22 protein-coding genes are annotated in these 21,443 nt (G+C 32.1%); 9 read left to right on the plus strand and 13 right to left on the minus strand.

Features of this window, described 5'->3' with window-relative positions; all coding sequences use genetic code 11:
• Positions 1 to 52: 52 nt before the first annotated feature.
• The 4 genes from dnaJ to Q4487_RS16780 all read right to left on the minus strand — a co-directional run bounded on the left by dnaJ (position 53) and on the right by Q4487_RS16780 (position 3,015).
• Positions 53 to 1,174 carry a molecular chaperone DnaJ gene (gene dnaJ, locus Q4487_RS16765; RefSeq protein WP_303545420.1) on the minus strand — a complete coding sequence of 374 codons (1,122 nt, stop codon included), beginning with the start codon at positions 1,172 to 1,174 and terminating at the stop codon, positions 53 to 55.
• A gap of 9 nt (positions 1,175 to 1,183) precedes the next feature.
• Positions 1,184 to 1,744 (minus strand): nucleotide exchange factor GrpE, encoded by a 561-nt coding sequence (locus tag Q4487_RS16770; RefSeq protein ID WP_100895315.1) that lies wholly within the window; start codon positions 1,742 to 1,744, stop codon positions 1,184 to 1,186.
• A 100-nt stretch (positions 1,745 to 1,844) separates the two neighbouring features.
• Positions 1,845 to 2,507 (minus strand): tRNA (5-methylaminomethyl-2-thiouridine)(34)-methyltransferase MnmD, encoded by a 663-nt coding sequence (mnmD, locus tag Q4487_RS16775; RefSeq protein WP_303545416.1) that lies wholly within the window; start codon positions 2,505 to 2,507, stop codon positions 1,845 to 1,847.
• A 4-nt stretch (positions 2,508 to 2,511) separates the two neighbouring features.
• Entirely contained in the window at positions 2,512 to 3,015 is a 504-nt protein-coding gene (locus tag Q4487_RS16780) for a DUF4920 domain-containing protein (RefSeq protein ID WP_303545413.1), read from the minus strand.
• Between the two features lie 107 nt (positions 3,016 to 3,122).
• Between Q4487_RS16780 and Q4487_RS16785 the strand changes: the two genes are divergently transcribed.
• Positions 3,123 to 4,190 (plus strand): branched-chain amino acid aminotransferase, encoded by a 1,068-nt coding sequence (locus tag Q4487_RS16785; protein WP_303545478.1) that lies wholly within the window; start codon positions 3,123 to 3,125, stop codon positions 4,188 to 4,190.
• Positions 4,191 to 4,241: 51 nt separating this feature from the next.
• On the opposite strand, the gene Q4487_RS16790 is transcribed toward Q4487_RS16785, so the two are convergent.
• On the minus strand, positions 4,242 to 4,628 hold the full coding sequence (locus Q4487_RS16790) for a nucleoside triphosphate pyrophosphohydrolase family protein (RefSeq protein ID WP_100895311.1): 387 nt from the start codon (positions 4,626 to 4,628) through the stop codon (positions 4,242 to 4,244).
• Positions 4,629 to 5,171: 543 nt separating this feature from the next.
• Here Q4487_RS16790 and crcB point away from each other — a divergent pair.
• The 4 genes from crcB to Q4487_RS16815 all read left to right on the plus strand — a co-directional run bounded on the left by crcB (position 5,172) and on the right by Q4487_RS16815 (position 8,581).
• A complete protein-coding gene (crcB, locus tag Q4487_RS16800; RefSeq protein WP_100895308.1) occupies positions 5,172 to 5,543 on the plus strand; it encodes a fluoride efflux transporter CrcB in 372 nt (123 codons plus the stop codon).
• 253 nt (positions 5,544 to 5,796) lie between these two features.
• Entirely contained in the window at positions 5,797 to 6,135 is a 339-nt protein-coding gene (locus tag Q4487_RS16805; RefSeq protein ID WP_100895307.1) for a P-II family nitrogen regulator, read from the plus strand.
• 32 nt (positions 6,136 to 6,167) lie between these two features.
• Positions 6,168 to 7,448 (plus strand): ammonium transporter, encoded by a 1,281-nt coding sequence (locus tag Q4487_RS16810; RefSeq protein WP_198519421.1) that lies wholly within the window; start codon positions 6,168 to 6,170, stop codon positions 7,446 to 7,448.
• Positions 7,449 to 7,564: 116 nt separating this feature from the next.
• Positions 7,565 to 8,581: an outer membrane beta-barrel protein gene (locus tag Q4487_RS16815; protein ID WP_303545402.1), complete on the plus strand. Its 1,017-nt coding sequence runs from the start codon at positions 7,565 to 7,567 to the stop codon at positions 8,579 to 8,581.
• Positions 8,582 to 8,651: 70 nt separating this feature from the next.
• Here Q4487_RS16815 and Q4487_RS16820 read toward each other — a convergent pair whose 3' ends face one another.
• Positions 8,652 to 9,302: a DUF1684 domain-containing protein gene (locus Q4487_RS16820; RefSeq protein WP_100895305.1), complete on the minus strand. Its 651-nt coding sequence runs from the start codon at positions 9,300 to 9,302 to the stop codon at positions 8,652 to 8,654.
• Positions 9,303 to 9,525: 223 nt separating this feature from the next.
• On the opposite strand from Q4487_RS16820, the gene Q4487_RS16825 reads away from it, so the two are divergent.
• A complete protein-coding gene (locus Q4487_RS16825) occupies positions 9,526 to 10,728 on the plus strand; it encodes an MFS transporter (RefSeq protein WP_303545397.1) in 1,203 nt (400 codons plus the stop codon).
• The gene (locus Q4487_RS16830) at positions 10,725 to 11,492 is read left to right on the plus strand and encodes a DJ-1/PfpI family protein (protein ID WP_303545395.1); all 768 of its coding nucleotides are present in this window, start codon (positions 10,725 to 10,727) and stop codon (positions 11,490 to 11,492) included. Before Q4487_RS16825 ends, Q4487_RS16830 begins: the two co-directional genes overlap by 4 nt.
• On the opposite strand, the gene Q4487_RS16835 is transcribed toward Q4487_RS16830, so the two are convergent.
• From Q4487_RS16835 to Q4487_RS16845, 3 genes are all read right to left on the minus strand, one after another.
• Positions 11,473 to 12,885, minus strand: coding sequence for an alpha/beta hydrolase (locus Q4487_RS16835; protein WP_303545392.1), 1,413 nt, complete (start codon positions 12,883 to 12,885; stop codon positions 11,473 to 11,475). The genes Q4487_RS16830 and Q4487_RS16835 overlap by 20 nt on opposite strands.
• Positions 12,886 to 13,008: 123 nt before the next feature.
• Entirely contained in the window at positions 13,009 to 13,842 is an 834-nt protein-coding gene (locus Q4487_RS16840; RefSeq protein WP_100895301.1) for a mechanosensitive ion channel family protein, read from the minus strand.
• A gap of 70 nt (positions 13,843 to 13,912) precedes the next feature.
• Entirely contained in the window at positions 13,913 to 14,365 is a 453-nt protein-coding gene (locus Q4487_RS16845; protein WP_303545388.1) for an Lrp/AsnC family transcriptional regulator, read from the minus strand.
• A 114-nt stretch (positions 14,366 to 14,479) separates the two neighbouring features.
• Here Q4487_RS16845 and Q4487_RS16850 point away from each other — a divergent pair, with 114 nt between their 5' ends.
• Positions 14,480 to 14,869, plus strand: a complete 390-nt coding sequence (locus tag Q4487_RS16850) for a hypothetical protein (protein ID WP_100895299.1) — start codon at positions 14,480 to 14,482, stop codon at positions 14,867 to 14,869.
• Between the two features lie 92 nt (positions 14,870 to 14,961).
• Here Q4487_RS16850 and Q4487_RS16855 read toward each other — a convergent pair whose 3' ends face one another.
• Complete coding sequence (locus Q4487_RS16855) at positions 14,962 to 18,411, minus strand: methylmalonyl-CoA mutase family protein (protein ID WP_303545383.1); 3,450 nt, start codon at positions 18,409 to 18,411, stop codon at positions 14,962 to 14,964.
• 144 nt (positions 18,412 to 18,555) lie between these two features.
• Here Q4487_RS16855 and purU point away from each other — a divergent pair, with 144 nt between their 5' ends.
• Positions 18,556 to 19,401 carry a formyltetrahydrofolate deformylase gene (gene purU / locus Q4487_RS16860; protein WP_303545380.1) on the plus strand — a complete coding sequence of 282 codons (846 nt, stop codon included), beginning with the start codon at positions 18,556 to 18,558 and terminating at the stop codon, positions 19,399 to 19,401.
• A gap of 121 nt (positions 19,402 to 19,522) precedes the next feature.
• Here the strand turns inward: purU and Q4487_RS16865 are convergent, their stop codons facing one another.
• The 3 genes from Q4487_RS16865 to Q4487_RS16875 all read right to left on the minus strand — a co-directional run bounded on the left by Q4487_RS16865 (position 19,523) and on the right by Q4487_RS16875 (position 21,316).
• The gene (locus Q4487_RS16865) at positions 19,523 to 19,693 is read right to left on the minus strand and encodes a hypothetical protein (RefSeq protein ID WP_303545378.1); all 171 of its coding nucleotides are present in this window, start codon (positions 19,691 to 19,693) and stop codon (positions 19,523 to 19,525) included.
• 321 nt (positions 19,694 to 20,014) lie between these two features.
• Positions 20,015 to 20,503, minus strand: a complete 489-nt coding sequence (locus Q4487_RS16870; protein WP_303545375.1) for a DinB family protein — start codon at positions 20,501 to 20,503, stop codon at positions 20,015 to 20,017.
• A gap of 198 nt (positions 20,504 to 20,701) precedes the next feature.
• Positions 20,702 to 21,316, minus strand: a complete 615-nt coding sequence (locus Q4487_RS16875) for a hypothetical protein (protein ID WP_303545373.1) — start codon at positions 21,314 to 21,316, stop codon at positions 20,702 to 20,704.
• Between the last annotated feature and the right edge of the window lie 127 nt (positions 21,317 to 21,443).

The raw sequence follows: 21,443 nt of genomic DNA on the forward strand, positions 1-21,443 counted from the left end.
GCTCAATACTCTTTTACTCTTTTACTCTTTTACTCTTTTACTCTTTTACTCTTTAAGAGAACATATCTTTAACTTTCTCAAAGAAAGATTTATCAGATTTTTCTGGGTGTGGAGCAAAATTCTCATTGCCAGCCATACGCTCAAAAAACTCTCTTTGTTCTTTATTAAGTTCTTTTGGTGTCCACACATTTACGTGTACTAAAAGATCTCCGCTACCATAACCATTTAAGCTTGTAATACCTTTACCTCTTAAACGTAATATTTTACCAGACTGTATACCTTCTTCTAGCTTAATACGCACTTTTCCGCCAACAGCATCAATTTCTTTAGAAGTACCTAAAACTGCTTCAGAAATACTTATATATAAATCATAATGCAAGTTATCACCTTCTCTTTTTAAAGTACTGTGCTCCTCTGTCTCTATAAGTACTATTAGATCACCGTTAACACCATTACCTGGCGCACTGTTTCCTTTTCCTGGTACCTTTAACTGCATACCATCTTCTACACCACCTGGTATTTTAATAGATACAGTTTCTTCTTTAGCTATTAAACCTTGTGCATCTGCACCTGCTGGTTTTTTATCTATAATTTGACCACTACCTCCACAAGTGCTACAAGTAGCAGAAGTTTGCATTCTACCTAAAATTGTATTTGCAATTTTAGTTACTTGCCCAGAGCCATTACAAGTAGTACAAGTATTATAAGTAACACCGTCTGCATGCACTTTGCGTTTAACTTTGACCTTTTTTTCTACGCCATTAGCAATCTCCTCTAAAGTAAGCTTAACTCTAATTCTAAGATTAGAACCTTTTACTCTACGTTGGCCACCGCCAAAACCGCCGCCGAAGCCACCACCAAAGCCGCCACCGCCGAAGATATCTCCAAACTGACTAAAGATATCATCCATGTTCATGCCGCCAAAGCCGCCACCACCACCGCCAGCACCACCTTCAAAGGCAGCGTGACCGTATTGATCATATCTTGCTTTTTTATCAGGGTCACTTAAAATTTCATATGCTTCTGCTGCTGTTTTAAACATCTCCTCTGCCTTAGCATCACCAGGATTTTTATCTGGGTGAAATTCTATTGCTTTTTTACGGTATGCCTTTTTTATTTCTGCTGCAGTTGCATTTTTAGTGATGCCTAATATGCTGTAAAAATCTTCTTTCATTTCTTATTTTTAGTTCCCAACAACTACTTTTGGGTGACGAATAATTTTATCTCCTAACGTAAATCCTTTCTCTATTACGTCTATAATTTTACCTTTTAACTTTTCATCCGGAGCAGGAATTTGAGTAATAGCCTCGTGTACATCTGCATTAAATGCATCACCTTGCGCAACTTCTATCTCCAATAAACCTTTACCCTTTAAAGTTTCTGTAAATTTATTTTGTATTAGCTCTACACCAGTAACTAGCTCTTTATCTTCAGACTTAGAAATTTCTTTCATTGCTCTGTCAAAATCATCCATAACTGGAAGCATTGATACTATAACTTCTTGACCTGCTGTTTTAAACAAGTCCATACGCTCTTTAGACGTTCTCTTTTTATAGTTTTCAAACTCAGCAAACAAACGTAAAAACTTATCTTTTTCTTTTGCTAAGTCTTGTTGCAATTGTTCTTCTACAGACAACTCTACTGTTTCTTCAACAGGAGCTTCTGCATTTTCCTTAACTTCTTCAGCAGCTTTGTTTATTTTTTCTTCTTGTGCTACTTCTTCAGCTTTATCTTTTTTACTCATTATATGCTAACGTTTAATGTCTTGGATTTTAAGATGGCAAAAGTACTGCCATTTCTTTAAAAATGTCAAAATGTCACTAAAGTTTATTGTAAAAAACTACTTATGACTTAGTTGCTCTTAACATTTCTCTTTTTCCTGGAGGTCCTGGCAAGCGTTCTACCTTAAAACCAACTGCCAACATAGCGCGCCTAACACTACCTTTTGCTGCGTATGTTACCAACACTCCGTTAGTTTTTAACGCATTGTACATTATTTTAAAAACAGTCTCTGTCCAAAGTTCTGGCTGAACCCTAGCGCCAAAAGCATCAAAATAAATAAGATTATAAGTAACTTTATCTGTAATCTCTAAAAAATCTTGTTTTCTCTTTAAAAGCTGAAAATTTGGCAAAATAGTATTACTTACCTCCCATTCTACTTTATGCATTTTAGCAAATACATCTGCAGATTCTTCAGCATTTAACTGCTCTATATAATTTAATTGCGATACTTCTTCTAACGAAACAGGATAAGCCTCTACACCAGTGTAATTAATAGTTAAATTACTTTTAAAAGCCTCTAACGCTGTAATTATAGCATTTAATCCTGTACCAAAACCAATTTCTAAAATAGAAACAGGCTCATCTTTAAATAAAGATAAGCCGTGTTTTATAAATACGTGATAAGCTTCTTGCACCGCTCCGTGTATAGAGTGGTACTGCTCGTTCCAATCCTCTATTTGTATGGTTTTAGAACCATCACCTGTTGTTATTATTTTACGTTTCAAATATTTATTCTTTTAAAAGCACACCATCTGCCTCAAACCTGTAGGTTTTTTTAGGCTCAGTAATTTGCGCTATTTCTTCTTTAGTTGCACCACCATCTTCTGCATAATGCTGCTGTTCGTCTACAGACATTTGCTCTATAAAAGCTTTTCCGTTTATTACAACTTCTTTACCTGCAATATCTTTAGGCATAAAAAAACCATAGTCTTTAAATTTTACCATTGCTTGTTCACCATCTCCTAAATCTAATTTCATCCAACACCCTTTAGACTGACAAACATCTAATACCTTACCCTTAAACTTAGTTGTTACCGTGTCTGTAACTGCTAAATTATGATAAACAACTGCCATTTCTTTGGTTACCTTAGCGTTATCTACTGTTATTTTTTCTCCAAAAGATGCTAATTCTTCTATTTTTTGCTCAGGTTCCTGAACTACTGTTTCTTTTTTTGCCTCCTTGCAAGACATAAACAATAAAATTACTACAAGCAAAATGTTAAAACTTTTCATATCTGATAAAATTTAGTGATAGAATGCAAATTTGAACAATTTTAATCTAAAAAAGAAGCACTAGTACTGATAATTGATTAATTTTATGATCTTAAATTATGAATACTATGGATGTTACTACAAATCAAATTAGTGTAGAAAAGACTAAAAACAGTAAAATAAACGATGTTGATTTTGATAATCTTTCGTTTGGAAGTATTTATATGGATCATATGTTGGTCTGCGATTATAAAAATGGTGCCTGGGAAGCTCCAAAGGTTGTTCCTTACCAGCCAATATCTTTAGATCCATCTTCTAAGATTTTTCATTACGGACAATCTATTTTTGAAGGAATGAAAGCATATAAAGATGAGCAAGATGCTATTTGGATGTTTCGTCCTTTAGATAATCACAAACGTTTAAACTTATCTGCAAAAAGATTAGCTATTCCTGAAATTCCAGAAAATTACTTTATGGAAGGGTTAAAAGCACTATTAAAGACTGATAGTGATTGGATTCCGCAATCTGCTGGAAGTTCTTTATACATTAGACCTTTTATGTTTGCAACTGGTAATGGTTTTCATGCATCTCCTGCAGATGAATATAAATTTATAATCTGTGGTGCACCTTCTGGTTCTTATTTTTCTGGAGAAGTAAAAGTACTTATAGAAGAAAAATATTCTAGATCTGCAAATGGTGGTGTTGGTTTTGCAAAAGCTGGTGGTAACTATGCTGGCCAGTTCTACCCAACTAAATTAGCACAAGACAAAGGATACCAACAAGTTATTTGGACAGATGATAATACACACGAGTATATTGAAGAGGCAGGTGCAATGAACGTTTTTGTACGTATTAATGATACTTTATTAACGTGCCCAACTAGTGACCGTATTTTAGATGGTATTACACGTAAAAGTATTTTAAAAATAGCTGAAGACCAAGGTATAAAAACTGAGGTTCGTAAAATTAAAGTACAAGAATTAGTAGATGCCGCAAAAGATGGTAGCTTAAAAGAAATGTTTGGTGCAGGTACTGCAGCTGTTATTTCTCCTATTGCTGGTTTTGGCTTTAGAGATACAGATTATATGCTACCTACTGTTGACGATAGTTATGCTACTTTATTAAAAGATAGTATCACTAGCATACAATACAACAAAGCTGAAGATAAATTTGGATGGCGTTTTAAGGTTGAATAATCTTATTACCAACCTATATAATATAAAAAAGTGCCTAATTAGGCACTTTTTTTATTTTTTAAGAATAGCTTCTATACTTGGTTTAAAATAGTTTGGCCCTTTTAATATTTTACCATCTTCTCTATACACTGGTTTACCATCTGCTCCAAGCTTACTCATATTGCTACGTTGTATCTCATCAAAGACCTCTTCAATTTTATACTGCATACCGTGCTCCAATATTGTACCACATAAAATATATAACATATCACCTAAAGCATCAGCAACCTCTACCATATCTTTATTATTGGCAGCTTCTAAATACTCCTTATTTTCCTCATCCATAAGGTTAAAACGCAATAAGTTCTTTTGCTCTCCTAGATCTGATTTTAATTCTTCAGAAACTCCTGCTCCAAAAGATTTATGAAATAACTCTACTGCTTTAAGTTTATTTTTCATTTGTATTATTTTACGTTAGTTTTGCACAAAAATAGAAATATGTTTACCACCGGACAATATATATTTGCTGCTCTTTTTGTAATTGTTTTTACTGTTATTATTGTAATTACATATAAAAAGGACAAAAAATTGCATTTAAAAAATTATTCTGGTGTAAAATGGGTAGCAATTACATTTATTATCTTCATAATCTCCTTGTTTATTATTAAGCAATTTCTAAAAAATTAACGTTTTTTTACCATTCATAACAAAAATCAAGCAACACACAACAAAAAATAGACTTTCTTCGTTATAGTGTAAGAAAACACGTATTTTTGCGTTGTACTGATAAAAAAACCTGCCTAATGACTATTTTCCTTAACATCTTATTTATCCTAGTGGCTATAAATGCCTTACTTCTAGTGTTTAGCGTTAATCGTAATAGCTCTAAAACAAAAAAATCTATTAGTAAAGCTACAGCAGAAAACACTGCTAAAGTATACCCACTTAATATAATCTCTACAAAATACAAAAAAGCAATATAGTTTTTTACCTTTGTAAGGTATGAAACAGTTGTTACTTGTTTTTTTGGGCGGAGGAGCAGGAAGTGTTTTGCGTTTTCTTATAAGCAAAACTCTAAATAATTCATTTCAACCCTATTTCTTAGGAACTTTTTTAGTTAATATAATAGGTAGCTTACTTATTGGTCTTATTATAGGCTTAACTTTAAAAGGCAATTACCTTACAGAAAACCAAGCGTTACTTTTAGCTACAGGTTTTTGCGGAGGCTTCACTACATTTTCTACATTTGCATTTGAAAATCAAACTTTATTAAAGAGTGGTGACTTTTTACATTTTGCACTATACACCTTATTAAGTATTACTATTGGCATATTTGCCGTAATAGCGGGCTTCTGGATTTCTAAATCCTTATAATACTTCTTAAAAAAATCATATTATTTCTATTATTAACACCCAATAGTAGCATTTTTGCTATTAAATACCCCTTTGTACTCAAATTATTCATTATCTAAATATCATTTTAACAAAAAATTAAATAATAATTACATTACCCCCATTTAAAGTGGGGGTTATTTTATTTATATCATAAAAATTTAATTTCAACCCTATTAATTTAATAGGGCTAACACATAATTAAATACATTTACCCTGTAATTAACTAAACGATATGAAAAAAATTGAAGCAATTATTAGAAAATCTCAATTTGATGATGTAAAAAAAGCGTTACACCAAATTGAAGTAAACTTTTTTAGCTACTGGGATGTTACAGGAGTTGGAAATGAAAAGCAGGGACACGTCTACAGAGGTATATCTTACAGCACAACTGATATCCAAAGAAGATACTTATCTATTATAGTTTCAGACGAATTTTTAGAAAAAACTGTAAACACAATTTTAGATGCTGCTTACACAGGCAATGTAGGTGACGGCAAAATATTTGTATCTGAAATTATTGATGCATACCGTATAAGAACTAAAGAAAACGGACACGCAGGAATAAACTAACCAAACCAAAGACACTATTAAAATTTAAGATTATGATTAACGAACAACAAGAAGCACTAACTAAAGCTGTTGAGAGCATCAATAGTGATATGGGTGCATTATGGATAATAATCGCAGCAATACTAGTATTTTTTATGCAGGCTGGCTTTACATTAGTAGAGGTTGGCTTTACGCGTAGTAAAAACTCTGGTAACATTATAATGAAAAACATTATGGACCTTTGTGTAGGATCTATTATGTTTTGGGCAGTTGGTTACGGTATTATGTACGGTAGCGACACTGTTTTAGGCGGATTCTTTAGAACAAGTCCAACAGAACAAGGATACTTTTTCTTTTCTGCAACAGATTGGTACAATCTATTTTTTCAGACAGTTTTCTGCGCAACAGCTGCCACAATTGTATCTGGAGCTATAGCTGGACGTACTAAATTTTCTACATACTTAATATTCTCTGCAATATTAACAACTATTATATATCCTATTTCTGGTAGCTGGTACTGGCCTTTTGACGATAATGCTTGGTTAAATGTAGCTGGCTTTGTAGATTTTGCTGGTTCTTCTGTAGTACACGCCGTTGGTGGTGGCGCTGCTTTAGTTGCAGCTATATTAGTTGGCCCACGTATAGGAAAATATGAAAACGGAAAAGTAAATGTTATACCAGGACACAATATGATTCTTGGTGCTTTAGGTGTATTTATCTTATGGTTAGGATGGTTTGGCTTTAATGGCGGATCTCAATTAGCTTGGGGTGGAGACAACACTATTGCTGCAGGAAGTGTTATTATAAATACAAACCTAGCCGCTGCTATTGGCGCAGTTGCAGCTCTTTTCTTTACTTGGATTAAGTACGGAAAACCAGACATATCTATGACATTAAACGGTGCTTTAGCTGGTTTAGTAGGTATTACTGCTGGTTGTGGTGCCGTAAACGCATGGGGAGCATTAGCTATAGGTCTTATCTGTGGTATAGCAGTTGTACTTTCTATTGAATTTATAGATAGAAAATTAAAAATTGATGATCCAGTAGGTGCAATATCTGTACACGGTGTATGTGGTTTTATAGGTACCGTTTTAGTAGGTGTTTTTGCCCTAGATGGCGGACTATTAAACGGTGGTGGAGCTAGCTTACTACTAGTGCAAACATATGGTTCTTTAGCTTACATTTTATGGGCTGCAGGAACAACATTTGTTATACTTTTTATACTAAAGAAAACTATTGGTTTAAGAGTTTCTAAACAAGAAGAATTAGAAGGTTTAGATGTTCATGAACACGATATTGAAGTATATCCTGAGTTTACAACAACTGAAAAATAATCAACAGAAACAAAAACGGAGCGTTTGGCAGAACGCTCCGTCATAAAATGTTTCAATAACACAAAACAAAATCACTAACAAACCCCTAATATTAAAGGGTTTATAATTTATTTAATATGAAATTGAATACGACAACAAATTACTTAAAAAAAATATCATTTTCAATAGTTATGTTATCCTCTGCATTAATTTTTGCTCAGGAAGAAGAAGATAAAAAATTAGAAATTAGCGGATCTGTAGATGCGTATTTTAGAACAAATTTAACTGCAGATGATAAAGCATCTGAAGGTGAACCAATAGCTCCTTTAACCTCCTTTGCTAATGAAACTGGTTTTGCACTAGGTATGGCTAATATTATTGCTAGTTATGAGGGTGAAAAAACAGGAGCTGTAGCAGACCTTGTATTTGGTCCAAGAGGTGAGCAAGCTATTACAGGTTTAAATGTTAACCAATTGTACGCATATTGGAATGTAAGCGAAGGAACAAAGTTAACAATGGGGCGTTTTAATACGTATTTAGGTTACGAGGTTATTTCTCCTGTAGGTAACTTTAACTACAGTACATCTCACCTATTTTCAAGTGGACCTTTTTCTCATACTGGTTTAAAAGCAGATTTTACATTGTCTGATGACTTTAGTCTTATGCTTGCTGTAATGAACGTAACAGATGTAGATAATAATTTAACTAGTAAGTACGCATTAGGTGCGCAATTAGGGTATGCTGGCCAGTACTTAAATTTATATTATGATGATAAAGCTAACCTAGGTTTTGAAATTGACTATACTGGTGGTTTTGATTTATCTGATAGCTTTTACTTAGGTATTAACGGTGCGTATGCAGACAATGACGGTAATGGTTTTGCTGGTGTAGCTTTGTACCCACAAGTTAAAGCTTCTGAAACTGCAACTTTTGGATTAAGAGGCGAGTATTTTACTCAGTTAGTTGATGGTTTAGATAATGAACCTAGTGTTTTTGCAACTACTTTAACTGGTAGCTTTACTGTTGAAGATTTAACAATTAAGCCAGAGGTTAGGTTAGATGCTTGGAGCAATAATGAGCCGTTTTTAGATAACGACGGAGATCCATCAAAAAGCTTATCTACCTTTTTAATTGCTGCAATTTATTCTTTTTAAAAAAATTAAGTTTAGTTTATAGTTTGGTTGTTGAAGAAAGTCCAGTATGTGCGCTGGGCTTTCTTCTTTTTTATTCCTCTTTTTTAAATGCTTTTACACCTGCTCTAACTTCTGTATCTAAAGTGTTAACCATAGGTACAACAGGACAAGAATACTTTTTACTATAGGCACAATATGGGTTGTAGGCTCTATTAAAATCTATCATAATAAAATCTTCATCTGGCTCAGATAACTCTATATACCTACCCCCTCCATACGTTTCTTTACCATTTGTATTATCTAAAAAAGGCAAAAACAAATGATCTTTGTACTTTTTTTGCTTTATTAATTGTTGATTTTGATACACCTCTAATTGCAAATCTTTACCATTTAAAGTAAAAAATAATCTACCGTACAATTTATATTCTTGATTTTGATTTGTTGTAGTTGGCATTAAAAAAGATTGTGCTCCTAAAACTAATTCCAATCTTGCTTTTACAATATAATTTGTATCTGGCTCAAAAAACTCTAACCCTTCAAAATTTTTTCTGTATTTGTTAGGTAATGGTGATGTTTTAGCATCTTTATACTCATCATTTAACTCCTTATGATACTCTAAAATACCTTTTAGCTTATCAGATTTTGCTGCCGCTATTTTTTCTTCAACCTCATTAGTGTGGTATTTTTTTTGCCCATTACAACTTAATAACACCATTAAAAATAAAAATATAGAATACCTCATTAGATCACATTAAATTAATATAACAAAAGTACAACTTATTACTTTTTTACTTAGCTTTGTTTTTCAATAAAAGAAAATGCAAATACTTTCAATATATAAATCTGTTGCTATCTGTACCTTACAAAGGTGCCAGCGCTGCTGTATTTAATATTGAAATAAACATATTATATTACTAACAAGCCTGGCGATAAATTTTCGCCAGGCTTTTTTTATTCCAACCAAAATGAAAAAACTTTACGCAAACTACATAGACTCATTTAAGGGTTTATCTACAGAAGTATGGTGGCTAGCACTTATCACGCTTATAAACAGAGCCGGAACAATGGTTATTCCGTTTTTATCACTTTATTTAAAAAATGATGTTGGTTTAACCTTAGAAAATGTTGGCGTGGTTATGTCTTGCTTTGGCGCAGGATCTTTAATTGGGTCTTGGCTTGGCGGCACACTTACAGATAAATTTGGGTATTATAAAGTAATGCTTTTTAGCTTATTTACCAGTGGTATTTTATTTATTGGACTACAATTTTTACACGATTACTACAGTATTTGTGCTGGTATTTTTGTGCTTATGATTGTTGCAGATTGTTTTAGACCTGCAGCTTTTGTTGCTTTAATTGCCTATAGTAAACCAGAAAACAAAACAAGATCTGTTACACTTATTAGACTTGCTATTAACCTTGGTTTTTCTGCTGGGCCTGCTTTAGGTGGTATTATAATTACATCTTTAGGTTACATTGGTCTTTTTTGGGTAGATGGCTTAACGTGCGTACTGGCTAGTATTTTACTACTTGTTGTTTTAAATCCTAAAAAAGCACGGGTTATGGATAGCACTAAAAACAAAAGTCCAAAATCTGCCTATTTAGACGGTTATTACTGGGTATTTATTGCTTCTATGGTATTATTTGGCTTTTGCTTTGTACAATATTTTTCTACCGTACCTGTATATTATAGTGATGTATATAAACTTAGTGAGTTTAAAATTGGACTACTACTAGCAATGAATGGCTTTTTAATATTTGCTTTTGAAATGCCACTTATTAAATATCTAGAAAAACTTAAATACTCTAAGGCTAGTTATGTTATTTTTGGTTTAATATTAGTTGGACTGAGCTTTATACTACTTAATATTTTCTCTTGGGTAGGAATTTTAGTTGTTGGAATGTTGCTAATGACCTTGGGAGAAATGATAGCTTTTCCGTTTTCTAATGCTATTGCTATGGAGCGCTCTAAACGTGGTAAACAAGGAGAATATATGGCTTTGTACAGTATTGCTTTTTCTATTTCGCATATTTTTGCTCATAACTTTGGTATGCACTCTATTGCAAATAATGGTTATATATTTACCTGGAATACTATTACAGGAATAGCTGTACTTGGCGTGGTGTTGCTTTTAATTTTAAAACAAATAACAATTACAAACAAATGAAAAAACTAAATTATATAATATTAGCAACACTAGTTAGTCTTGCTTTTGCCTGTACAGATAAGAAAAAAGAAACTACAGAAACAGAAGTAATTATTGAAAATATTACTGAAGAACGATTTTATCCTGAGCTAGATTCTACACGTTACAACGTTGCTTTTTTAATTATGGATGGCACTTTTAATACTGAGTTTACAGCTCCTTTTGATATTTTTCAGCATACTAAGTTTAGAGAAAATATTAAAGCGATGAATGTTTTTACAGTTGCTAACACCTTAGAGCCAATAACTACGTTTGAAGGTGTACGTATTTTACCAGACTACAATTATATTGAAGATAAACTACCTAAAATAGATATATTGGTTGTACCAAGCGCAGAGCATCATTTAGATTCTGATTTAAAAGACACCCAGATACTTAATTTTGTAAAAAAAGTGAATAAGGAAGCTCTATTTATAACATCGCATTGCGATGGTGCTTTTGTACTTGCAAAAGCTGGTGTTTTAGATAATGTAACCTCAACCACCTTTCCTAGTGATATTGCGCTATACAAAAAAACGTTTCCTAATTTAAAAGTTGCAGACAATGTATTATTTGTACACGATAAAAAATATATTACCTCGGCTGGTGGAGCCAAAAGTTTTGAAGCCGCTCTTTACCTATGTGAATATCTATACGGTAAAAAGGTAGCACAGTCATTAGCTGGTGGCTTGGTTATAGACTGGGATGTAAACAAAGTACCGCACCTTATTCTTCCTCAAGAATAAATCGTCCTTTTTTAAGGTACTTTTCAATTAGCTGGTTGTACTCTGGTGTAAGTTTTAACAATGTGGTAGACTCTAAATTATAAAGTTTATCTGCATCAGTATACCCATTTTTAAGTAATTCTTCCAAGTAAAATAACGATGTTCCAAAATCATCATTCTTAGCACTTAAAGATATTATTTTTAGGTAAGATTCATAATTTTTAGGTGCTACTATGGTTTTTAACATATACAAGAAACTTAATGAATCAAAATCTGTATTTTCTACAGCTAAAGCATTGTCTATATAGTCATCTGTTAATGCATTTAAATACCCCTGCAACCTGTGTCCCATTTTTTGCTGCTCCTGGTTTGTGCCGCTTTTAAATTTTTGAATCTCTTCTACCTGATGTGCCCACCAACCAAGGTTATTAAAATTATAAGTGTACGCATCTTCTTCTATATAATATGCATAATCATTTTTTAAATTTTGTTCTTTAAACCACACATTATTTTCTGCACGCTTTAATGACTTATAAATTTTATTTTTACGTAATTCATTACTTTTATCCTTTAAAGAATCTATTTTTTTAAAAGGCTTATACACCATTATAGATCTATCTACCAAGTTTTTAGCTTTTTTAAGCTTATTAGAAGCAACTAATTTATTAATGGTAGTAAGCGTAGTATTGTAATTATTATTTATAAATAAACTATCTACAGCCACATTACCTTTAGCCATAGCAGACATTTTAAATAAATCTAGTGCTTTAGACATATTATTTGTAGAAGGCCAATTATTTGTAGACTCTTCTATTAATAACTGATTTGGAATTTTTAACTTATTAAGCAACTCTTTATTAGCTATCATTTCTGTATAATTAAAATTATAGTCACTAACTATACCAATATACTGATAAGGCTTTTTAACGTTAATAATTTCAATATTACCAACAGGAGAGTTGTAAGACAGTACACCATCTATATTAGAAATAAATGCAGGAATTGTAGATGCCAACCTACCAGCTCTATTAAAACCAGATGTATAAATTTGATTTTCATCAATAGGCAACATTCCTACCACAGCATTAAAAGTTTTTGAAAATGCTAAAATATTTTTAGAGATTGAAATAGTATCGTTTAAATTGTTTGATGCAGCCAAAACATAGCCTTTTTCCTCTGCAATATTAGCCATTAAGCGTATTACTTGTTTTTCCCTATTGTTATAATCTACAATAAATACAACAGGCCATTTTTTATTAACTGTAAAGTTTGATGGAAGTAAAAGAGAAAAACTATACGGCAAAGAATCTCCTACCTTTATGTTGTCTACAACAGCTCCTTTTTTTAATGTTAATTCTTGAGCAGAAATCTGCAAACTTAGAGATACCAACAGTAGAAATACTAATTTTTTCACAAGCTAAAGTCTTTTGGTTTTTAGTTAGTTGATGTTAAAAACTAAATTACTATTAATATTTGTTTTTAACTCTATATAAAGCATCAAAAACCTAGCCAAAAGAAAATACTTTATTAAAAAAAATTAATCTCCTATAGCTCCCATTTCTACACCTTCTGAGTAAGCTACTTGTATACCGTGCTTACTAAAAGCGTTTTTTATAGCCTTATTAGCCTCAAAAGTAACTGGCCAGTAATCATCTGGATTAACAAAAGGCCTAACCAATAACTGTATGCTATGGGTATCAAAAGTTTGTATACCTATATCCGGAATTGGATCTTTTAATACGCTAGGAAGCTCTAACAACGCGTCAATAATAATTTTTTCTACTTTAGGAAAACTTTCTGAGTATGGCATTGTTACCAAAAGCTCTAACCTAATCATTCCTTTTTCTGAAAAGTTAGTAACAACAGAATCTGTGATTTTAGAGTTAGGTATAATTAATACCTTATTTCCTGGAGTAATAATATCAGTACTAAAAATTCCTATTTCAGAAACTCTACCAAATTTATCTTCAAGCTGAATCCAGTCATCAATTTTATATGGTTTTAACGTAAGTATTAAAATACCAGAGGCAAAATTTCCTAAACTACCTTGCAAAGCCATACCAACAGCAAAACCAACAGCTGCTAAAATTGCCATTAATCCTGTTAAATCTGCACCAACAATTGAGGCCGCTATAAATAAAGCTGTACCCTTTAGTAGTACTCCAACTAAAGAAGATACAAATGGGCGTAGTGTTTTAGAAATGCCTGTTTTTTCTAAGGCAACACCAACCATTTTTAATACTTTTTTAACCAGTTTAAAGCCTATCCAAATAACTAAACCTGCACCAATAATACGTGGCAAAAAAAACACCGCTTTATCTGTTGCTATCTGTAAGTATTTTCCAATAACGTCTAAATCTTCTGCTTGCATTTTAACTATACTAAAAAATGATGTTTTTATTTAAAGGCGCAAATTACAAATTTACTAGTAAACCTGTGTTCTAGCCCTCAATTTTTTTAATGGGAGCATTAGAAACTACATCAGACAAAATAATATGTGTACGTGCTTCTCCATATTGTATTAATCTATCTATAAATTGCTCTAAATGAAATTGATTTCTGAGTACAACTTCCATAATAATATTTTCGTTACCAGTTATACGGTAGCAGTTTATGACCTCATCAAAAGTACCAACCAGTTCTAAAAAAGGCTTTAGTTTACCCATAAAAGCACGTAAAGTAATAATTGCTTTTAACTGGTAACCGGTTTCTGTATGGGACACCATTGCCTTGTAATCTGTAATAATACCAAGGTCTTCCATTTTTTTTACTCGCTCTGCAACTGCCGGTGCAGATAAGCCTACTTGCCTACCAATATTTGCAAAAGATTCTCTTGCATTTTTTTGCAGGTAGCTAAGAATTTTCCAGCTAATTGTATCAATCTTATTATTCAAAGCCTTTATTGTTTAAAATATTTAGAATCAAAAGTAAATATAAAAAATCACTTTATATTCATAATTAAAACAATAAGAATAAGAATGTAATTTTATGATATAATAGTAAGTACAATGCCATATAGAAATCTTAGTACAGTACCGGTTTATAAAAAAGCATTATCGCTTTGCCACACTAGTAGAGAACTAGCTTCTTATTTTAGCTACAATAAAGATTTATTGCAGCTATATAAGTCTAGTAGCCTAAGAGATATAATGGCCAACTCTATACTTACAGATGCCATTTTGTTGCCTATACAAATAGAGCAAGCAGAACGTAGCGATTGTAAGCATACAAAACTACACAGCATTAAATTTATTAATACTATTACCAGAAACATCTTAAGCTATTGTAATGGTTTAGAACACCACGGTGTAAAAGAACAAGAATACCTAAACCTTTTACGTACCGAGATTAGAAGCTTTAGAAAATCATACAAAAACTGGCGTAGGTCTTTACGCTAATACACATAGTTACAGAATAAAAAAATCACCTAACATTACATTAGGTGATTTTTTACTTTATAATACTCTATAAAAATTTGTCCTACTTGCGTTTACATATTTCTACGGTACTGCCCTCCTACCTGGAAAAGCGAACTTGTTATTTGCCCTAATGTACATACTTTAGATACCTCCATTAGCTTCTCAAAAATGTTTTCATTTTTAACAGCAGCTTGTTGCAAGTCTTCTAATAATTCCTCTGCATTAGCAGCTCTCCCTTGTACACTTTTTAGAGTATCAATCTGTGCTAGTTTCTCTTCTTCTGTAGCACGTATAACCTCTGCTGGTAATACTGTTGGCGATCCTTTAGAACTTAAAAATGTATTTACACCAATTATAGGAAACTCTCCTGTGTGTTTTAATGTTTCATAATACAAACTCTCTTCTTGTATTTTAGATCTTTGGTACATTGTTTCCATTGCACCTAAAACACCACCACGTTCTGTAATTCTATCAAACTCTAATAAAACAGCTTCTTCTACAAGTTCTGTTAACTCTTCAATTATAAATGCACCTTGAATTGGGTTTTCGTTTTTAGCTAAACCTAATTCCTTATTAATAATTAATTGTATTGCCATTGCACGCCTAACAGATTCTTCTGTAGGTGTAGTAATAGCCTCATCATAAGCATTTGTGTGTAATGAGTTACAGTTATCATTTATAGCGTACAATGCCTGTAATGTTGTTCTAATATCATTAAAATCTATCTCCTGTGCGTGTAAGCTACGACCAGATGTTTGTATATGATACTTAAGCATTTGCGCTCTTGGGTCTGCACCATACTTTAATTTTAGTGCTTTTGCCCATATTTTACGTGCAACTCTACCAATTACAGCATATTCTGGATCTATACCGTTAGAGAAGAAAAATGATAAGTTTGGACCAAACTTATTAATATCCATACCCCTACTTAAGTAATACTCTACATACGTAAAGCCATTTGCTAGTGTAAATGCTAATTGTGTTATTGGATTTGCACCAGCTTCTGCAATATGATAACCAGATATAGAAACCGAATAAAAGTTTCTTACTTGCTTTTCTATAAAATACTCCTGTACATCTCCCATTAAACGTAACGCAAATTCTGTTGAAAATATACACGTATTTTGCGCTTGGTCTTCTTTTAAAATATCAGCTTGTACCGTACCACGTACTTGCGCTAAAGTAGTTGCTTTTATTTCTGCATATACATTTGCAGGTAAAACCATATCACCAGTTAAACCCAGTAACATAAGACCTAAACCGTCATTACCTTCTGGTAAATCCCCGTTATAAACTGGTCTCTCTAACCCTTTACTGTCATATACTTCTTTAAACTTAGCTTCAACCTGTGCTTCTAAGCCATTTTCTTTGATATATTTTTCACAATTTTGATCTATTGCAGCGTTCATAAAGAAACCTAATAACATAGGAGCCGGACCATTAATGGTCATAGAAACTGATGTCATAGGATGACTTAAATCAAACCCAGAGTATAATTTTTTAGCATCGTCTAAACAACATATAGAAACCCCTGCGTTACCAATTTTACCATAAATATCTGGTCTGTGGTCTGGATCGTTACCGTATAAAGTAACCGAATCAAAAGCAGTGGAAAGCCTTTTTGCAGGCATACCTAAACTTACGTAATGAAAACGTCTGTTGGTACGTTCTGGTCCGCCTTCACCCGCAAACATACGCGTTGGGTCTTCACCTGTTCTTTTAAACGGGTATAAACCTGATGCATACGGGAATTCTCCAGGAACATTTTCTTGCAAGCACCAACCTAAAATATCTCCCCAAGCTTGGTACTTTGGTAAAGCAACTTTTGGTATTTGTGAATGAGATAACGACTCTGTATGCGTGTCTATCTTAATTTCTTTATCTCTTACTTTAAAACTATAAACAGGTTGCTTGTATTTATTTACTTTGGCATCCCAAGTAATAATAACTTCCCAGTTGTAAGGATCTAAATTCATTTTAACCCTATCAAACTCCTTAAAAAGCAAGTCTAAAAAGTCTTTGTCTGCTGCCTCTTTTACACCTTCTAAAATGGCAACTGTATCTAAACCATTTTTAAGTAATAAAGCAGCTTCAGTTTTTGTTGTATTAGAAACTGATAATATAGTTTGATACACTCCGTATAAACGTTGTGCAACTTTGGTTTGCGTTACTACAGTAGCATCATACCCTCTATTATTTTCTGCAATTTCTGATAAATAACGTGTACGAGCTGGTGGTATAACAAAAACCTTTTCCTCTATCTCGTTTCCAAATTTAAAAGTAGATTTTAAATCTGCATTAGCTTTTTCTACCAATGTTTCCATAATTCTGGTGTACAACTTGTTCATCCCAGGATCGTTAAACTGGCTAGCCATTGTACCAAAAATTGGCATATCTTCTTGTGGCGTATCCCATAAATTATGGTTACGCATATATTGTTTTTTTACATCTCTAATTGCATCTAAAGCACCACGCTTATCAAACTTATTAATAGCTACTAAATCTGCAAAATCTAACATATCAATCTTTTCTAACTGTGTAGCGGCACCAAATTCTGGTGTCATCACATAAAGAGATACGTTACTGTGTTCTATAATTTCTGTATCAGACTGACCAATACCAGATGTTTCTAATACAATTAAATCGTATTCTGCAGCTTTTAAAACTTCTACTGCTTCTTCTACATATTTAGACAGCGCAAGATTAGATTGCCTTGTTGCTAAAGAACGCATATAAACACGATCATCGTTAATAGCATTCATACGTATACGGTCACCTAATAGTGCTCCACCAGTTTTTCTTTTAGACGGATCTACAGAAACTAATCCTATTTTTTTATCAGGAAAATCTAATAAAAAACGCCTTACCAACTCATCTACCAAACTAGATTTACCAGCACCACCAGTACCAGTTATACCAAGTACAGGTACGTTTTTAGTCGGCTTTTCAACTTTAGAAAAGTACTCTACAAACTCTTCATGTCTGTTTTCTGCAAGACTAATTAAACGCGCAATGGTATTTATATCTTTATTTTTTATCGATTTAGATACCGTTGTATTTTCTGGTAATTTTAATGCAGGCACAGGAAAATCACTCTTCTCTACCAAATCATTAATCATACCCTGTAAGCCTAATTTACGACCATCATCTGGTGCATAAATTTTAGTAATACCATGATCCATTAATTCCTTAATTTCTTCTGGTAAAATTACGCCGCCACCGCCGCCAAATATTTTTATGTGCGTTGCTCCACGCTCCTGAAGCAAATCATACATATATTTAAAATACTCGTTATGCCCACCTTGGTATGATGTTATTGCTATTGCATTTACATCTTCCTGTATAGCACAATCTACTACCTCTGCAACACTACGGTCATGGCCTAAGTGTATTACCTCTACACCTGTAGATTGTATTATACGACGCATTATATTTATTGCTGCATCGTGCCCATCAAACAAAGCCGCTGCTGTAACAATTCTTATTTTATTTTTTGGGGTATACGGTTTCTGTTGTTCCATTCGTATTAAATAGCTAATTTTAGACTTGCAATTTACGAAAATTGCAAAAATCTACACTAAAAACATTCAATATTATAAAAATATAAGAAAGCTAGGGTGCTTATTTGATAATACCCTAAATTAGTTAGCTTAATTTTATTATTTATGAAGCTAACTATACTTATTAACTGCCCAGACCAAGCAGGTATTATATGCACTGTAACCAATTTTATACATACCAAAGGAGGAAATATTGTATACATAGACCAATACGTAGATAAAGAAAGTGCTACTTTTTTTATGCGATTAGAAAGTGAGTTTGGCAACACGCTAACCCTAGAAGACTTTAATAATGGCTTTAAAGCTTTAGCACCTACTTACCAAATGAAATGGGAGGTACATAAAGAGGTTACTATACCTAAGATGGCCATTTTTGTTAGCAAGTATGATCATTGTTTGTATGACTTATTAAGTAGACATAGCTCTGGTGAATTAGCTGTAGACATCCCTTTAATTATTAGCAACCACGATAAAGCAAAAAGTATTGCTAACCAATTTAATATTCCATTTTACCATATACCAGTAACCAAAGCAACTAAAATAGAAGCCGAAGAAAAACAATTGGCTCTACTAGCAGAATACAATGTAGATTTTATTGTTTTAGCTAGGTATATGCAAATTGTTAGTCAGACTGTAATAGACCAATACCCTAACAAAATAATAAACATACACCACTCTTTTTTACCAGCATTTGCAGGTGCAAAACCGTACCACGCAGCCTATAAAAGAGGTGTTAAAATTATTGGTGCAACAAGCCACTATGTAACAGCAGATTTAGACGAAGGACCTATCATTGAACAAGATGTTACTACGGTATCTCATACACACAGCATTACAGATTTAATTGCAAAAGGTAGAGATTTAGAAAAAATTGTATTGGCAAGAGGTGTAAAATTACATATAGAACGCAAAACAATGGTATTTAATAATAAGACTATTGTTTTTATATAGGTTGATGTGTTCTAGAATACAAAATCTTATTACAAAGTTTTTATATGTGTAACATTTTTATAAGCTACAAAACTAATGTCCGTTGTAGTGTGTTTAATTGTTAGCAGCTTTTTTTTTGACTTTATTTACCAAATTCCCTTTCATAATGAATAGATACTTCGGATTTAAACAAATGAGACACATCTTCTCTTAAAGTTAAGTGTTTATCACTTAAGTCGGTAACATAAAAATATGATGTATCTCCTTCTGGGTATATTAAAATTATAGAACGCAAACCAGATTCATAAGACAATGTATCAACTTCTTTACCAGATTTACAAACTATAATAGAATCATTTAAAAAATTAAGATTATCATATTTAGCATCGTACTTTGAGATAAATACAATTTCCCAATTACCCCTTAATCTTTCTAATAATTTATTATCTTTTTTTTAAAAATCTAAACAAGAACTTAAAGTAATTGCTATTATTATAAAATAAATTTTCCTCATAAATGCTTTTGTTCAAATATTGAATAACGTTTTATATACTACCTCACTTTAAACCCATAATTATTACTCCTAACAAAATTAATATACCGTTTTTCTTCATATTTTTTTTGTGACAAGTACTTATTTTTCTTCAATTTGCTTTAAATGCCTTTCTGTATGAAATAATATAAAATTTAACCAGTCTGTTATTGTCATTTCTCCTAAAAAAGGGTGATTATGGATTCTGTTATCAACAATAAGTTTCTCTGCTTTGATATCCTCCTTTAAAGACTCTCTTAAATGGATAAAAGCTGAATTAAATTCTGAAAGGTTCTTAAAATTACCTTTAGGCTGAAGTAAATTTGGCGATTTAATTTTTATTTCTCTTTGGTGCACTAAAATATTTTCTAACTTATTTTGCCCAAATAGCTCTTTAGTTATCGATTCCTTATCTGATGGTTTAAGAACAATACCACAAATAACCTTGTCTGTTATATAAATGTGTTCTAAAATCTCTAACACGCTCCACTCTTCGCCATGTTTTACAGTGAGTTTATCAACTGAATACCCTTTTACAGTTTTAAGTAATACACTTGTATTCTCTTCTAGTTGCTTTATATACTTTTCCATTTTTATTGTTTTTGTATTACCCCCCATTGACACTTTAACATTTAAAATACAATGCTTTTAATGTCCTAAAAGCTTACCAAAGTATTGGTTTTAAATCTAAAAATATTGTAAATGTATAAGAACTTTTCCGTTTTGCACTAAAATCAGTATTATGTTTAGGTTGTGTAGACAATTGGCTTTATTTTTAGTTTATTAACTTTAGTTTTTATCAAACTTATTTTTGTTTTTCAAAATATAGCTTTCAATTTTAGGCATATCTCCCACTGCCTTAAACATATATTTTTTATTAATTTCAAATTCTTTTCCTGTCTCAAAGTCTTTCGCTTTATTTAAGATGAAAGTAGTATCATTAATAATTTTTCCGGATTCTTCATACAAATAGTAATTTCCTCTTGAATTGTAAAATATCTGCAGAACAATTTTGTTTTCATCTGTTTTAAAAACGCCTTGACTCCAAATTTCAGCTTTTTTATTTATAAAAATATAATTGTCTTCTGGTCTATTTTTTAAATAACATTCAAAATGTTCGTATGCGCTTTCAATTGTATTATTATCTTCAAGAGAGCATTTAATTCCATAGTTAAAAGCAGAATTATCTTGCGTTCCCGAAAATGATGATAATTGATTGGCACTTCCATCAGGGTATAATACAATAGGCAAAATTCTTATTTGATTGTATTTTTTATTTTTATCTTGGCTGTAACCACCATATTCGTTTCGGTAATAGGGATAGGTTTCATAACTTTTTTCTTGATAATAATATCCGTTTAATTTCAATTCATTAGCAGTCAACCCAATACTGTCTATATTCATTAATTTTTCTCTATTCTTGATTGAAATACAAGACGTAAACATAAGAAATAGTAAAAAATACGATTTTGAATTCATTTTTATAAAATTAAAGCTGAAGGTTAGTATTGGTTTTATTTTGTGAAGCTTA

The sequence above is a fragment of the Cellulophaga sp. 3_MG-2023 genome (assembly GCF_030546975.1).
In the GTDB taxonomy this organism is placed as follows: Bacteria; Bacteroidota; Bacteroidia; order Flavobacteriales; family Flavobacteriaceae; genus Cellulophaga.

Excerpts from the sequence above, each read along its gene's own strand:
- dnaJ (WP_303545420.1), bottom strand. The coding sequence starts at position 1,174 with ATGAAAGAAGATTTTTACAGCATATTAGGCATCACTAAAAATGCAACT.
- Q4487_RS16770 (WP_100895315.1), bottom strand. The coding sequence starts at position 1,744 with ATGAGTAAAAAAGATAAAGCTGAAGAAGTAGCACAAGAAGAAAAAATA.
- Q4487_RS16780 (WP_303545413.1), bottom strand. The coding sequence starts at position 3,015 with ATGAAAAGTTTTAACATTTTGCTTGTAGTAATTTTATTGTTTATGTCT.
- Q4487_RS16785 (WP_303545478.1), top strand. The coding sequence starts at position 3,123 with ATGGATGTTACTACAAATCAAATTAGTGTAGAAAAGACTAAAAACAGT.
- Q4487_RS16790 (WP_100895311.1), bottom strand. The coding sequence starts at position 4,628 with ATGAAAAATAAACTTAAAGCAGTAGAGTTATTTCATAAATCTTTTGGA.
- crcB (WP_100895308.1), top strand. The coding sequence starts at position 5,172 with ATGAAACAGTTGTTACTTGTTTTTTTGGGCGGAGGAGCAGGAAGTGTT.
- Q4487_RS16805 (WP_100895307.1), top strand. The coding sequence starts at position 5,797 with ATGAAAAAAATTGAAGCAATTATTAGAAAATCTCAATTTGATGATGTA.
- Q4487_RS16810 (WP_198519421.1), top strand. The coding sequence starts at position 6,168 with ATGATTAACGAACAACAAGAAGCACTAACTAAAGCTGTTGAGAGCATC.
- Q4487_RS16815 (WP_303545402.1), top strand. The coding sequence starts at position 7,565 with ATGAAATTGAATACGACAACAAATTACTTAAAAAAAATATCATTTTCA.
- Q4487_RS16820 (WP_100895305.1), bottom strand. The coding sequence starts at position 9,302 with ATGAGGTATTCTATATTTTTATTTTTAATGGTGTTATTAAGTTGTAAT.
- Q4487_RS16825 (WP_303545397.1), top strand. The coding sequence starts at position 9,526 with ATGAAAAAACTTTACGCAAACTACATAGACTCATTTAAGGGTTTATCT.
- Q4487_RS16830 (WP_303545395.1), top strand. The coding sequence starts at position 10,725 with ATGAAAAAACTAAATTATATAATATTAGCAACACTAGTTAGTCTTGCT.
- Q4487_RS16840 (WP_100895301.1), bottom strand. The coding sequence starts at position 13,842 with ATGCAAGCAGAAGATTTAGACGTTATTGGAAAATACTTACAGATAGCA.
- Q4487_RS16850 (WP_100895299.1), top strand. The coding sequence starts at position 14,480 with ATGCCATATAGAAATCTTAGTACAGTACCGGTTTATAAAAAAGCATTA.
- Q4487_RS16855 (WP_303545383.1), bottom strand. The coding sequence starts at position 18,411 with ATGGAACAACAGAAACCGTATACCCCAAAAAATAAAATAAGAATTGTT.
- purU (WP_303545380.1), top strand. The coding sequence starts at position 18,556 with ATGAAGCTAACTATACTTATTAACTGCCCAGACCAAGCAGGTATTATA.
- Q4487_RS16870 (WP_303545375.1), bottom strand. The coding sequence starts at position 20,503 with ATGGAAAAGTATATAAAGCAACTAGAAGAGAATACAAGTGTATTACTT.
- Q4487_RS16875 (WP_303545373.1), bottom strand. The coding sequence starts at position 21,316 with ATGAATATAGACAGTATTGGGTTGACTGCTAATGAATTGAAATTAAAC.